The organism is Streptomyces acidiscabies (genome assembly GCF_020010905.1).
Taxonomy (GTDB): domain Bacteria; phylum Actinomycetota; class Actinomycetes; order Streptomycetales; family Streptomycetaceae; genus Streptomyces; species Streptomyces acidiscabies.
This window is the reverse complement of record NZ_JAGJBY010000002.1, coordinates 741,728-754,819: the sequence shown is the minus strand read 5'-3', so window position 1 is coordinate 754,819 and position 13,092 is coordinate 741,728. Positions and strand designations below refer to the sequence as shown.

Here is a 13,092-nt window from a genome sequence, read left to right as displayed (position 1 = left end):
ACCCCCTGGGCTGGGTCGACATCAGTCAGCTCGGCCTTGGCGCGGGCGCCCTTGTCCTTTCTGGCCGGGTCACCCTTCTCCATAACCGACGGGATCGACGATCTCGCCTTCCAGGGCGGACTCCAATACCCGCTTGGCCAGTTGCTGCAACAGCCCACCCTCACCGGTCAGTTGCATGCCCTCACCGCGGGTGCAGACGGGATGATTCCGAGCTGACTGAGGGCGGACCTACACCCTCGACTTCGGCAGGGCCCAACCTCGCCCTCAACTCCGCGTGACAGTTGTTACAAAATAGACAATGTCAGGCAAAACTGGCCAACTTGCGCAATTCACACTTGGCGACCAAATGGCTGATTGGAGATCTTCCGCTACGCCAATCTCGCTTATTGCATTCTATTTTTGAACACGAAAGTGCGAAAACGATCAATTGAGATCTTCAGTGACGTCACATCATCAAGGTCCATATAATCCTGAAATGATCATCAATAACGGGGTTGCAGAGGGCGTACCCACGCCACGTCTCATCCAAATCACTCCTGAGATCGCAGAGACTCTACTGTCCCGAGCCGTGGTAAATCGCCGCCTGGATTGGGGACAAGTCGATTTCTTAGCCGATTCAATTGTCAGCGGAGAGTGGCAGCTAACGCACCAGGGAATCGCGCTTGATGGGCCTCTTGACGTGGGATGCCTCCTCGACGGCCAGCACCGCTTGAATGCCATCATCAAGGCCGGGATTCCGGTGTGGATTTACGTATTCGAAGGGCTTCCGAGAACTGCGTTTCCTGTCCTCGATACAGGAAAGCGTCGAAGCGGTGTGGACACGCTTTCCGCTACCGGCGAGAAGTATCTCCCTCTGCTTCACTCCACCATTCGCCACGTTCTTCTGTTCAAGAACATGCCAGACTCTCCCTGGACTGGCAATGGAGCCCGAATCGCGAACGGTCGGATCCTAGCGGCATACACCGAGGACAGCGATATGTACCGAGAAGCTGTTGCGGTGGGCCGCGAAATTTCCAAGCACGTATTTGCGAGCCAAACGGGGGCGGCAGTGGGATACTTTGTCACGACTGAGGCGGCCCCCGCAGTGAAGGTTGACAGCTGGATCGATGGGCTAACCTTGGGTGCAAACCTTGAGGTCGGAGACCCGCGACTTGCCCTTCTCAAGGTCCCTCACATGCAGAGAAGGAGCTCCAAGCGGCGATATTCAATGCGCGAGCAAGTAGCTATTTACATCAAGGCATGGAATGCGTGGGTTCGGGAAGAAAAAATCGAAAACCTACGCTTCAGGAAAACAGAGAAGATGCCAATGTCTGCGGAGGTTAAATTTGAACGGTGAATCAATTGCGTACATGCTAAGAAAAGTGGGTTCCGCTACGCATCAGCACATCCCCCGACTCCCCTGTCACAACCACACGCATACCCAAAGACTTGGCCATACGTTCGATGAAATCACGCGACAAGAATGTACTGCTACCCTCCGGATGCTGTGCGGTAATGTTTACCCCACCGTTTTCCCGTGAGGACCCAGTCACCTGCCATCCGATCTTCGCAAATGATGCCACGATGAACTCGTCCTCGCTGATTCGCCGACTGTACGATAGTTTTTCCTCGACTTGATTCGCCTTTCCTTCTAGATCCGTCCGGCGATATTCTTGCTTTCGGACCAGCAAGAGGATCTCTTCGAGCATCTCCGTATCGGACCTCGCGACTGAATTCCGCATACCCTCTCGCGGGGGTGCGCTGCGGACCTCTTGTAGCGCGCTCTCCAATTCGCTCCAGCTCCTCGAGAAGGCTCTTTCCAGGCGTTCCTCTGCCACCGCTCGTCCTGCTGACGACTTGTTCATATCCCCAATGAGCTTCCGGACATCTTCTCGACTATCTCCGACGGTTGCCTGGAACTGCGAGAGAGGGCCGGTTAGGTCTGCAATCTTCATGTCAATGAGAAAAGGAACGACATGTGCAATTTCGAACTCCTTGGCGAGTGAGCCTGCCTCGAAATTGATCCACTTCGACGCCTCGTTCTCTGGGGTTACGCAGATGATCCCGAAATCTGTAGCGGCAAGTTCATGAGTAATCTCCTTGATCCCTCTGCCTCCTTTGGCGATGTCCTGAGTCGAGACCCACGGATCAACCTCTTGGATAACATCCGGCAGCCAAGATTTCAGAGCCTCAGCGACTTGCCTGGAACGCTCGCCGGACCAGCTCAGGAATACTTTCATGAACGGTTCCTCCCCCATGTGGTCGCCGCCAAAGACCTGGTGGCTCATTAATCGAGTCGGCTCGATTGCAGCAATTCTTCTTGCTCGGCCTTCAGGGTGACGTACGACTCGCGTACGTACAACAGGAAGCTGCTTCCCGGATGACGGATCAGCGTGGAATGGTTGACGGCTACGGTATCCCAGTCCGCCAGTAGGGCATCATATGTCGCGGCATGGGCACAGAAGTCGAGTACCACTGGTGGCATCTCTCTTTCGATAATGAGATCTCCGCGCGCAGTGATGATTTCCCTTATCTGTTGGGCCCTTGGAGCAAATACTGCCTCAACCCATACGTGCCATCGCATCGACATTGACTCCGCCAGTGGTCCCCTTGGAGATTCTGTCGAATCGGATGGAAAATATGCCCTCCGATACTCTCGCCATGCCCGCTCGTTAATCTCCGCCAAAATAAGAAGTGGGCCGTAGAGGTCTTTGAGTTGACTGCCTACCCAGTCGATCCGTTCCTTCCTGAGAGACCTCTGGACTTCTCCCCGGTGATTCAACCAGTACGCCATGATCGCAATTAAAATACCGGCTCCAGCCGTCACAATTGATGCAATCACTTGCGGCCTCCATGGTGGTGGTTCGCAAGGTTTCCAAGTGCGACCTACATTAAGAGGTTGTCTCACGTGGTGAGTTTCGCGAGCTTCTTGTAGCAGGTCAGGGCGGCTGCGAGGCCGAGGAAGGCGAGGAAGTGCGATCCCTTCCGCTCGTATCGCACGGTGAGGCGGCGGTAGCCGAGCAGCCAGGCGATGGACCGTTCGATCTTCCAGCGGTGCCGGCCGAGTCGCTCGCCGGACTCGATGCCCGGACGTGCGATGCGCGGGACCAGGCCCCGTTCACGGAGCCAGGCCAGGTGGTCGGCGGAGAAGTACGCCTTGTCCGCGCGGATCTTGACGGGACGTCGTCTTCGTGGTCCGCGCCGCGAGCGGACGGCGGGTATCGCCCGGATCAGCGGCTTGAACGCCTGGCTGTCGTGGAGGTTCGCGCCGGACACCGCGAGGGCGAGCGGGATGCCCTGGGCGTCGGACAGGACGTGCAGTTTGCTGCCCTTCTTGCCGCGGTCGACCGGGTTCGGCCCGGTCAGTGATCCCCCCTTTTCGCACGGACGGAGGCCGCGTCGATGATCGCCGAGGTCCAGTCCAGCTCACCCCTGGCGCCGAGTCGGTCGAGCACGGCCCGGTGCAGCCGGCGCCACAGGCCGGCTTCGGTCCAGGCCGTGAACCGGCGGTGCGCTGTCGCCGGGGACGTACCGAACGTCGGCGGCAGGTGCCGCCAGGCACACCCGCTGGTCAGTACGTACACCACCGCCGTGAACACGGCCCGCTCATCACGCGGAGCGGTCCCGCCTCCCTGCGGTCGAGCGACGAACGACGGCAGCAACGGGGCGACCAGCTCCCAGAGTTCATCAGGAACCAGCCGCTTCGACAGATCGGCAGTCACGACCGACATCATGCCGCACGAACATCACGCCACATGAGACAACCTCTAAACCTCTCCGGCAATCATCTTATAATCTCTTAAATAGTCAGGGATGTAGCAGCTTCTGATGAGGTGGCACCCGTCAGTTAGCCAAGAGGTCCGGGTGGCCTATGTGGTAAGGGATCGCGCAGTGCGACGTGTGCACACAGGAAGTGATCGGCGCCGGCTAGTTGCAGGCAGCGGCCTTGCCGTGTCCATGTAGGCCAGGTGGGGGAGTAATTGCACGGTGAATGAACAGCTGCTTCAAGCGGTGAGCGGATGCTGCCAGGCGAAGGCCGCACCGGAAGTCAGGCGGAATCTCCGAGCGACACGCGGGCCGGGGACGTGTCCTGCCTGGAGGACGGCTTGACGCGATGCGGGGCGACCTCTCCTGACTGATGACCGGCGAGGAACGCGTCGCCTACCTCGGCGGCGTCACCGCACCAAGCAGAAGCACCGGAAAGCCGGACGTCACCGTCTGGGACACGCCTGCCGTCCGAGCGGCCGGACACTGCGGCAGGATGGCTCCATGCCGAACCGACTGGCCCATGAGACGTCCCCCTACCTCCTCCAGCACGCCGACAACCCCGTCGACTGGTGGCCCTGGTCGGCCGAGGCGTTCGAGGAGGCCCGGCGGAGCGAGCGGCCGGTGCTTCTGAGCGTCGGGTACAGCTCGTGCCACTGGTGCCACGTGATGGCCCACGAATCCTTCGAGGACCAGCACACTGCCGACTACCTCAACGAACACTTCGTCAGCGTCAAGGTGGACCGCGAGGAGCGGCCCGACGTGGACGCCGTCTATATGGAGGCCGTGCAGGCGGCGACCGGTCAGGGCGGCTGGCCCATGACCGTGTTCCTCACCCCCGACGCCGAGCCGTTCTACTTCGGTACGTACTTCCCGCCCGAGCCGCGGCACGGCTCGCCCTCCTTCCGGCAGGTGCTGGAGGGCGTGCGGCAGGCGTGGACCGGCCGCCGGGACGAGGTCGCCGAGGTCGCCGGGAAGATCGTGCGGGATCTGGGGGAGCGCGAACTGTCGTTCGGGGACGCGCAGCCGCCCGGCGAGGAGGAGCTGGCCGCGGCGCTGCTGGGGCTGACCCGGGAGTACGACCCGCAGCGCGGCGGTTTCGGGGGCGCGCCGAAGTTCCCGCCGTCCATGGTGATCGAGTTCCTGCTGAGGCACCACGCGAGGACGGGCTCGGAGGGTGCGTTGCAGATGGCGGCGGACACGTGCGAGCGGATGGCGCGGGGCGGCATCTACGACCAGCTGGGCGGCGGCTTCGCCCGGTACTCGGTCGACCGCGACTGGATCGTGCCGCATTTCGAGAAGATGCTGTACGACAACGCCCTGTTGTGCCGCGTGTACGCCCACCTGTGGCGCTCGACGGGTTCCGAGCTGGCCCGCAGGATCGCCCTGGAGACGGCGGACTTCATGGTCCGCGAACTCCGCACACCCGAGGGCGGGTTCGCGTCCGCGCTGGACGCCGACAGCGACGACGGCACCGGGAAACACGTAGAGGGCGCGTACTACGTGTGGACCATGGCCGAACTCCGCGACACCCTCGGCGAGGACGCGGACCTCGCCGCCCACTACTTCGGCGTCACCGAGGACGGCACCTTCGAGGAAGGCGCCTCGGTCCTGCAACTCCCGCAGACGGAGGGCGTGTTCGACGCGGACAAGATCGCCTCGATCCACGCCCGCCTCCTCGCGAAACGCGCCGAACGCCCCGCCCCCGGCCGCGACGACAAGATCGTGGCCGCCTGGAACGGCCTCGCGATCGCGGCCCTCGCGGAGACCGGCGCCTACTTCGACCGCCCCGACCTGATCGAGGCCGCCCTCACCGCCGCCGACCTCGTCGTCCGCATCCACCTCGACGACCACGCCCATCTCTCCCGCACCAGCAAGGACGGCCAACCCGGCGCGAACGCGGGCGTGTTGGAGGACTACGGCGACGTCGCGGAAGGCTTCCTCGCGCTGGCCGCCGTCACCGCCGAGGGCGTCTGGCTGGACTTCGCCGGCCTGCTCCTGGACCACGTCCTGGCCCGCTTCACGGACCCCGAGTCGGGCGCCCTGTACGACACGGCCTCGGACGCCGAGCAGTTGATCCGCCGCCCCCAGGACCCCATGGACAACGCGACCCCCTCCGGCTGGACGGCGGCGGCGTCGGCACTCCTGTCGTACGCGGCCCACACGGGAGCCGAACCCCACCGCACCGCAGCCGAAAAAGCACTCGGCGTCGTCAAAGCGCTCGGCCCCCGGGTCCCCCGCTTCATCGGCTGGGGACTGTCCGTAGCGGAGGCACTCCTCGACGGACCGCGCGAAGTCGCCGTAGTGGCAAGGGAGTTGACCGATCCGGCCGGAAAGAACCTACACCGACAGGCGCTTCTGGCCACGGCTCCCGGGGCTGTTGTGGCCTATGGGGTGACGGACAGTGACGAATTTCCCTTGATCGCCGACCGGCCACTTTCGGGAAGTGAAGCAACGGCGTACGTCTGCCGTAACTTCACTTGTGATCTTCCGACGACCGACCCCGATCGGCTGCGCACCGCGCTGACCGGCCCGAACGGTCAGTCCACTTGATCATTGCCGACCAAAAAAGAGATCACGTGTCCGGATATGTGCAGCTAAGAACAAGTCAGCTCTGAAACAAGCTATTTATCGGAAGACCTCCCCCCGTTCACAGTTTCCACTTAGTGTCAGCACATGACGCGACGCATGTGACGCGCCGTCGCGACAGGGGGCACTGAGATCTGGGGGGATCTTTTCTTGTTCACGTCCATCTTCATATCCGCCGTCTCGCTGGGCCTTTTCGGGATGGCCGCCTTCACCCTGTGGTGGCAGATGCACGCCTGGCGTACGCCGGAGGTGCTCGCCTCGACGAGTTTCGGCCAGCCGGACGGGGGCCAGCACACCTCGTTCTCCCTGCTGCTGCCGGCGAGACACGAGCAGGCCGTGCTCGACCACACCATCCGCCGGCTCCTGGAGTCGACCCACACCGACTTCGAGATCATCGTGATCGTCGGCCACGACGACCCCGAGACCACCGAGGTCGCCGAACGCGCCGCCGCCCGCGACCCCCGGGTGCGCGTCGTCGTCGACACCCACGAGACGAAGAACAAACCGAAGGCGATGAACACGGCGCTCCCGCACTGCCGGGGCGGCGTCGTCGGGGTCTTCGACGCCGAGGACCAGGTCCACCCCGAGCTCCTCGCGCACGTCGACCACGCCTTCCGCACCACCGGCGCCGACGTCGTCCAGGGCGGCGTCCAGCTCATCAACTTCCACTCCAGCTGGTACAGCCTGCGCAACTGCCTGGAGTATTTCTTCTGGTTCCGCTCCCGGCTCCACCTGCACGCGCAGAAGGGGTTCATCCCGCTCGGCGGCAACACGGTCTTCGTCCGCACCGACGTCCTGCGGGAAGCGGGCGGATGGGACTCCAACTGCCTCGCCGAGGACTGCGACTTGGGCGTCCGGCTGTCGTCCGTCGGCAAGAAGGTCGTCGTCGCCTACGACTCAGACATGGTGACCCGCGAGGAGACCCCGGGCTCGCTCATGTCCCTGCTCAAGCAGCGAACTCGCTGGAACCAGGGCTTCCTTCAGGTCTACCGGAAGAAGGACTGGAAGCAACTCCCGGGCTTCGGGCAGCGGTTGCTGGCCCGCTACACCCTCATGACCCCGTTCCTCCAGGCGTTCTCCGGCGTCGTCATCCCGCTGAACGCGGCGATCGCGCTCTTCCTCGACGTGCCCGTCGGCATCGCCTTCGTCACCTTCCTGCCGGCCGTCACCGCGCTCGTGACGTTCGTCTTCGAACTCGTCGGACTGCACGACTTCGGCAAGCAGTACGGCCTGCGCGTGCGCTTCGTCCACTACGTCAAGCTCGTCGTGGGCGGCCCCTTCTACCAGGTCCTCCTCGCGGGTGCCGCGATCCGCGCAGTGTGGCGCGAGCAACGCGGGCAGAGCGAATGGGAGTTGACCGAACACACCGGTGCGCACCTGACCACCCGAGAGGACGTTGCCGCGTGACCTCCACGCTCCCGACGGTGACCACCCCGAAGATTCCCGTCCAGCGCACCGTCGCGCCCCTGACACCCCCGGCGTCCCGCACACGCCTCTCGAAAAAACCCGATCTCCTGCTGTGCGGCGCCCTGTTGACCGTGATCCTCGTGGTCCAGGGCTGGAACATAGCCGCCTACCCGACCCTCAGCGACGACGAGGGCACCTACCTCGCCCAGGCGTGGGCCGTCCAGGAGGGCAAGGGCCTCGCCCACTACACCTACTGGTACGACCATCCCCCGCTCGGCTGGCTCCAGTTGGCCCTGCTGACCTGGATCCCCAAGGCCCTCGACCCCGGCACGATGACCGTCGGCTCGATGCGCGCGGTGATGCTCGTCGTGACGGCGTGCAGCGCCACCCTGCTGTACGTCCTCGGCCGCCGCCTCTCCCTCCCGCGCTGGGCCGCCGGGCTCGGCATGGCCCTCTTCGGGCTCTCGCCGCTCTCCGTCGTCCTCCAGCGGGAGATCTTCCTCGACAACCTCGCGGTGATGTGGACGCTCCTCGCGTTCACGCTGGCCGCCTCCCCGAGCCGCCACCTGTGGCACCACTTCGGCGCCGGGATCGCCGCCGCGACGGCCGTCCTGACGAAGGAGACGATGCTCTTCGTCCTGCCCGCCGTGCTGCTCACCATGTGGCGCCACAGCCACCGCGACACCCGCAAGTTCGCCCTCACCGGCGCGATCACCGCATGCGTCCTGATCGGCGTCTCGTACCCCCTCTTCGCCCTGCTGAAGGGCGAGTTGCTCCCGGGCGGCGGGCACGTCTCGCTGTGGGACGGCATGAAGTACCAGATGACCAGGCCGGGTTCGGGCTTCATCCTCGACAACGGCTCGGGCGGGCACGGGGTGTTGCAGTCCTGGCTCTACTACGACACCGTCCTGATCGTCGGCGGCCTCGCGGGCGCGCTGCTGCTCCTGGTCACCTGGCGCTGGTCGGTCACCGCCCGCGCGCTCGCCGGGCCCTCGCTCGCCGTCGCGATCCTGGCCGTCGTCGCGCTGCGCCCCGGCGGCTACCTCCCCGCGATGTACGTCATCCAGGCGCTGCCGTTCCTCGCCCTGGTCCTCGCCGGAGCGGTCTCCTCGCTCGCGCACACGATCCTGCACAAGCGGCGCGGCTCCGCCGAGCACCACTGGGTCAGGTACGGGCGGTACGCGGTCGCGGCGTCGCTCGCTGTCGCCGCCGCGCTGTACGTCGTACCCCGCTGGTACGACGGCGACCACACCGCCGTCACCGCCGACGCGAACGGTCCCTACCGGTCGGCGGCGAAGTGGCTGGACCACGAGGTCGCCGACCCCGCCGGCACCCGCGTCCTCGTCGACGACGCCCTCTGGCTCGACCTCGTGCACGCCGGGTACCAACCCGGCCTGGGCGCCATCTGGTTCTACAAGGCCGACCTCGACCCGGCGGTCACCAAGACCCTCCCGAACGGCTGGAAGGACGTCGACTACGTGGTGGCCTCCCCGACGGTACGGCGCGACGCGCGCGACCTGCCGACCGTGAAGGCGGCGCTGACGCACTCAACGCCCGTCGCCGTGTTCGGCATCGGCGAGGACCGCATCGAGATCCGCAAGGTCGGAGGCGCGCTGTGAGCCACGAATACACCGCACCGGTCCCGGACGTCCGCGAGGACGACATCCCCGAACCCGGCGCCGTCACCATTGTCGTCCCCACCTTCAACGAGTCCGCGAACATCCGCCAACTCCTGCGCCAGATCCGGGAGTCGGTCCCCCGCAGCCTCCCCTGCGAGGTCGTCTTCGTGGACGACTCCACGGACGACACCCCCGAGGTGATCCGGGACGCGGCCAAGGACTGCCCGTTCCCGGTGACCGTCCTGCACCGCGAGGAACCGGTGGGCGGCCTCGGCGGCGCCGTCGTCGAGGGGATCAGGACCGCCGGGTCGGACTGGGTCGTCGTGATGGACGGCGACTGCCAGCATCCCCCGTCCCTGGTACCGGAGTTGGTGGCGACCGGCGAGCGCTCCGGCGCCGTACTCGTCGTCGCCTCCCGGTACATCAAGGGCGGCAGCCGCGCCGGGCTCGCCGGCGGCTACCGGGTCGCCGTCTCGAAGGGCGCGACCTGGCTCACCAAGTCCCTCTTCCCGCGCAGGCTGCGCGGGATCAGCGACCCGATGAGCGGGTTCTTCGCGATCCGGCGCAGCGTGGTGAGCGCCGATGTCCTCAAGCCCCTCGGCTACAAGATCCTCCTCGAACTCGCCGTCCGCAGCAGGCCGGAGCGGGTCGCCGAGGTGCCGTTCGTGTTCCAGGAGCGGTACGCCGGGGAGTCCAAGTCGACGGCGGCGGAAGGGGTGCGGTTCCTGCGGCACCTCCTCGGGCTGCGTACCGCCTCGCCGCTCGCCCGCATGATCGGCTTCGGGCTGATCGGGCTGAGCGGGTTCCTGCCCAACCTGGTCGCGCTGTGGGCGCTGACCCGTACCGGGCTGCACTACCTGCCCGCCGAGATCCTCGCCAACCAGTTCGGCGTGGCCTGGAACTTCGTCCTCATCGAGCACCTGCTCTTCCGCGACCGGCGTGAACACCGCCGCTGGTGGGACCGGGTCGGCAGGTTCGCGCTGCTCGCCAACGCGGACCTGGTCCTGCGGATCCCGCTGATCGCGCTGTTCGTGCACCGGTTCGGGATGGGCGCGCTCTCCGCGACCGCGCTCGCGCTGGTGACGACGTTCGTGCTGCGGTTCGTGGGGACCGAGGCGCTGGTGTACCTGCCGAGGAAGAAGAAGCGCACGACCGCGTGACCTGCTCCTGAGCAGCCTGTCGAGGCCGGTCGCCGGAATGCGCGCGACGCCGTGCGACGCCTCACCCAACCCCGCCCGACGCCGGCCAAGAGCCGCCCGGCGTCGGCCGGTTGCCCGATCCCCGAAGGGAGCCGCATGAAACTGCCCCTCAAGTACCGCAGAAAGACCGCCCTGTTGGCCGTCGCCGGTCTCACCGGTGGCCTGCTCCTCACCTCCCCGCAGCCCGCCTCCGCCGCGAACCTCGTCCTCAACCCCGGCTTCGAGACGGCCGGTTCGGGCGACATGCCGTACTGCTGGGAGAAGTCCGGCTGGGGCGACAACGACTTCACGTTCACCACGACCTCGGACGCGCACTCCGGGTCGAAGGCGATGAAGGTCGAGCTGACCCGGCGCGTGAGCGGCGACCGCAAGGCCCTGATCACCGAGTCCGCGGCCTGCGCGCCGACGGTCGTAGCGGGCAAGCAGTACGACCTGTCCCTCTGGTACAAGTCGACGACCCCCGACACCTCCCTCACCCTCTTCCGGCACGACGCCACCGCCGGCTGGCAGTACTGGACCGACCTCAAGACCCTTGACCTGGCGCCGACCTGGACCAAGGCGAGCGTCCGCACCCCGGAGGTCCCGGCCGGCACCGACCGGATCACCTGGGGCGTCTCCGTGTACGGCACCGGCTCGGCGACGACCGACGACTACACGATGGAGCAGGTCCCGGACGTCACCCCGCCACCGGCCTGCACGGGCACCAACGCCCAGTGTGAGGACGGAAGTTGGAACGTCCTCCCGACGCAGAACCCGGTCCGCTCGATGCACTCCGTCGTCCTCAACAACGGCAAGGTGCTGATGATCGCCGGCTCCGGGAACAGCGAGGAGCAGTTCGCGGCCGGCACGTTCACCTCCGCCGTGTACGACCCGGCGAACGGCACGTACAAGGTCGTCCCCACACCGAAGGACATGTTCTGCTCCGGGCACGTCCAGCTCCAGGACGGGCGCGTGCTGGTGATGAGCGGCAACAAGGCGTACCCGGTCGTCGGCGGCCACGGCTACGAGGGGTACAAGGACTCGTACATCTTCGACCCGGTCACCGAGACGTACAGCAAGACCAACGACCTGAACGACGGCCACTGGTACCCGTCCGCGACCGTCCTCGGCGACGGTGACGTGCTCTCCTTCGGCGGGCTGCGCGAGGACTCCTCCGGGTCGGTGACCGCCGAGCGCTGGTCCGACGCGGAGCAGCAGTGGCTGCCGCTGTGGAAGGTCAACCAGACCTGGTCGTACTGGGGGCTGTACCCGGCGATGGTCCTCATGCAGGACGGCCGGCTCTTCTACACCGGCAGCCATGTCTTCGGGAACAACATCCCGGGGACAGGTTCGGCCGTTTACGACTACGGCGCGAACACCGTCACCCAGATCCCCGGCCTCCAGAACAAGGACCAGCGCGACCAGTCCGCCAGCGTGTTGCTGCCCCCGGCGCAGGACCAGAGGGTCCTCACCCTCGGCGGCGGCAACATCGACTCCAACCCCGAGGGCAACCGCCTCACGGACGTCATCGACCTGAAGCAGCCCAACCCGGCGTACGTCGCCGGCCCGCCGATTCCGCAGGGCACCGTCGACCTCGGCAACGGCCCCGTCCAAGAGACCGGCAACCAGGGGAAGATGTACGTTTCGGCGGTCCTCCTGCCCGACGGCAAGGTCCTGGAGACCGGCGGCGCGCTGCACAACCGCGCCAACCCCGTGTACGAGTCCTCGCTGTACGACCCGGCGGCGGGCACGTTCGACCAGGTGGCCGCCGATCCCGAGGCGCGCGGCTACCACTCCTCGGCCGTACTCCTCCCGGACGGGCGGGTGTTGACGACCGGCGACAACCCCGGCAACGGCACCTGGAACCACAACGTGTCCGTCTACTCGCCGCCCTATCTCTTCAAGGGCCCGCGTCCGGCGATCACTTCACTCATCGACACCGAGTGGCAGTACGGCGACACCCAGCGCATCACCGTCGACCGGCCCATCGCCAAGGCCGAGTTGATCCGTCCGGCGGCGGTCACGCACTCCTCCGACCCCAACCAGCGGTTCGTGGACCTGCCGCTGTCGGTGAGCGGCAACAACGTCGACCTGAACGTCACCAGCAACCCCAACCTGGCGCCGCCCGGCTGGTACATGCTGTTCGCCGTCGACGCCAACGGCGTTCCCTCGGTGGCGAAGTGGGTCCACCTGACCGGGCCGAAGGCGCTCTCGCTCGCCAAGACCCAGGCCGCACCCCATGTCCACGATTTCGCCGCCAAGCTGACCGGCAAGGTCACCGGCCCCGGCGCCAAGAAGCAGTCCCAGCAGGTCAGTCCGACCATCTCCGGCTGCGACCGCCACTACGGCTCGGTCAACGTCTGCGTACCGACGGCCTTCCCGGCCGAGGTGAAGAAGACGACGGCCGCGCGCTGCGCGTGGCTCGCCAAGAACGAGTACGGCCGTCTGAACGTCAACGGCGGTGACGATCCGCTGGGGTTGGACCCGAACCGCAACAAGGTGGCGTGCGACGCGAAGGACGTGAAGCGCGGCTGACCTTTCCAGGTGGGCAACTG

At 65.8% G+C, this 13,092-nt stretch carries 9 protein-coding genes and 1 pseudogene; 6 read left to right on the top strand and 4 right to left on the bottom strand.

Annotation, left to right across the window (positions count from 1 at the left end):
• Positions 1-5 precede the first annotated feature (5 nt).
• Positions 6-189: pseudogene (locus tag J8M50_RS30470) on the bottom strand (IS256 family transposase); the annotation flags it as partial.
• A gap of 286 nt (positions 190-475) precedes the next feature.
• Here J8M50_RS30470 and J8M50_RS30465 point away from each other — a divergent pair.
• Positions 476-1,336: a hypothetical protein gene (locus J8M50_RS30465; RefSeq protein WP_010360706.1), complete on the top strand. Its 861-nt coding sequence runs from the start codon at positions 476-478 to the stop codon at positions 1,334-1,336.
• A gap of 16 nt (positions 1,337-1,352) precedes the next feature.
• Here J8M50_RS30465 and J8M50_RS30460 read toward each other — a convergent pair whose 3' ends face one another.
• The 3 genes from J8M50_RS30460 to J8M50_RS30450 form a co-directional block, all read right to left on the bottom strand.
• Positions 1,353-2,267 carry a TIR domain-containing protein gene (locus tag J8M50_RS30460; RefSeq protein WP_075662165.1) on the bottom strand — a complete coding sequence of 305 codons (915 nt, stop codon included), beginning with the start codon at positions 2,265-2,267 and terminating at the stop codon, positions 1,353-1,355.
• Positions 2,267-2,821 (bottom strand): hypothetical protein, encoded by a 555-nt coding sequence (locus tag J8M50_RS30455; protein ID WP_141655673.1) that lies wholly within the window; start codon positions 2,819-2,821, stop codon positions 2,267-2,269. The genes J8M50_RS30460 and J8M50_RS30455 overlap by 1 nt, the downstream gene beginning before the upstream one ends.
• A gap of 62 nt (positions 2,822-2,883) precedes the next feature.
• Positions 2,884-3,710, bottom strand: a protein-coding gene (locus J8M50_RS30450; RefSeq protein WP_370516800.1) for an IS5 family transposase whose coding sequence is annotated in 2 segments (ribosomal slippage) — positions 2,884-3,351 and positions 3,354-3,710 — 825 coding nt in all. Because the reading frame shifts where the segments join, the coding sequence is not laid out codon by codon here.
• A gap of 538 nt (positions 3,711-4,248) precedes the next feature.
• Between J8M50_RS30450 and J8M50_RS30445 the strand changes: the two genes are divergently transcribed.
• From J8M50_RS30445 to J8M50_RS30425, 5 genes are all read left to right on the top strand, one after another.
• Positions 4,249-6,297 carry a thioredoxin domain-containing protein gene (locus J8M50_RS30445; RefSeq protein ID WP_010356839.1) on the top strand — a complete coding sequence of 683 codons (2,049 nt, stop codon included), beginning with the start codon at positions 4,249-4,251 and terminating at the stop codon, positions 6,295-6,297.
• A 186-nt stretch (positions 6,298-6,483) separates the two neighbouring features.
• Positions 6,484-7,740 (top strand): glycosyltransferase, encoded by a 1,257-nt coding sequence (locus tag J8M50_RS30440; RefSeq protein WP_010356838.1) that lies wholly within the window; start codon positions 6,484-6,486, stop codon positions 7,738-7,740.
• Positions 7,737-9,359 (top strand): ArnT family glycosyltransferase, encoded by a 1,623-nt coding sequence (locus tag J8M50_RS30435; RefSeq protein WP_010356837.1) that lies wholly within the window; start codon positions 7,737-7,739, stop codon positions 9,357-9,359. Before J8M50_RS30440 ends, J8M50_RS30435 begins: the two co-directional genes overlap by 4 nt.
• Positions 9,356-10,519, top strand: a complete 1,164-nt coding sequence (locus tag J8M50_RS30430) for a glycosyltransferase (RefSeq protein WP_010356836.1) — start codon at positions 9,356-9,358, stop codon at positions 10,517-10,519. The genes J8M50_RS30435 and J8M50_RS30430 overlap by 4 nt, the downstream gene beginning before the upstream one ends.
• A 135-nt stretch (positions 10,520-10,654) precedes the next feature.
• Entirely contained in the window at positions 10,655-13,072 is a 2,418-nt protein-coding gene (locus J8M50_RS30425) for a galactose oxidase family protein (protein ID WP_010356835.1), read from the top strand.
• Positions 13,073-13,092 lie beyond the last annotated feature (20 nt).

Excerpts from the sequence above, each read along its gene's own strand:
- J8M50_RS30465 (WP_010360706.1), top strand. The coding sequence starts at position 476 with ATGATCATCAATAACGGGGTTGCAGAGGGCGTACCCACGCCACGTCTC.
- J8M50_RS30445 (WP_010356839.1), top strand. The coding sequence starts at position 4,249 with ATGCCGAACCGACTGGCCCATGAGACGTCCCCCTACCTCCTCCAGCAC.
- J8M50_RS30425 (WP_010356835.1), top strand. The coding sequence starts at position 10,655 with ATGAAACTGCCCCTCAAGTACCGCAGAAAGACCGCCCTGTTGGCCGTC.
- J8M50_RS30460 (WP_075662165.1), bottom strand. The coding sequence starts at position 2,267 with ATGAGCCACCAGGTCTTTGGCGGCGACCACATGGGGGAGGAACCGTTC.